Origin of the sequence: Xanthobacter autotrophicus (assembly GCF_029991245.1) — a bacterium.
Lineage (GTDB): Bacteria > Pseudomonadota > Alphaproteobacteria > Rhizobiales > Xanthobacteraceae > Xanthobacter > Xanthobacter autotrophicus_C.
Map to the genome: position 1 here is coordinate 1 of NZ_JAIVFO010000336.1, position 513 is coordinate 513.

1 protein-coding gene is annotated in these 513 nt (G+C 66.1%); it reads right to left on the reverse strand.

Features of this window, described 5'->3' with window-relative positions; genetic code table 11:
* A partial coding sequence (locus K9U41_RS23085) for a hypothetical protein (RefSeq protein ID WP_282643170.1) occupies positions 1 to 367 on the reverse strand: 367 nt, incomplete at its 3' end.
* Between the last annotated feature and the right edge of the window lie 146 nt (positions 368 to 513).

Below are 513 nucleotides of genomic sequence, written 5' to 3' on the forward strand. Positions count from 1 at the left end.
GGGCCAGGCCAATGCCGAGGAGGGCGAGCATGAACAGGGTGTCGGCCCAGACGGTGCCGCCGATGCTGTTGTAGAAGCCCTTGAAGGGGCCGTCGGCGCCGAACTTGAGGAACCCCTCGGTGGGGCTGCCTCCGTTGATCCAGGCGGCGTCGCCGAAGCGGTCGAGGGTGCCGTCCTGGCCCACGCCGGTGCTGTAGCCCAGGGCCAGCAGCTTGTCGAAGAAGGCCCACAGGAAGGTCAGCCCGAAGCCGATCCGGAGCAGGGCCAGCGCACGGTGAGCCAGAGTCGTCGAGACCAATGTGTGCTCGACAGTCGGCGTAGCGATGGTGCCATCGGTGGTGCCCACGTGCTCGTGGCTGACGGTCATGGTGGTGACCTGCTTCCTTCTTGCGGTGGTGGACTCTCTGGTGCTCTCAGCCTCAATCAAGAGCCGTGCCCAGGTCAGAGGAGATCGTCACCACGCAGCCGGGACGTTGGTCCCGTGTTGTCAGGCAGACCGGGGGATTCCCGGTA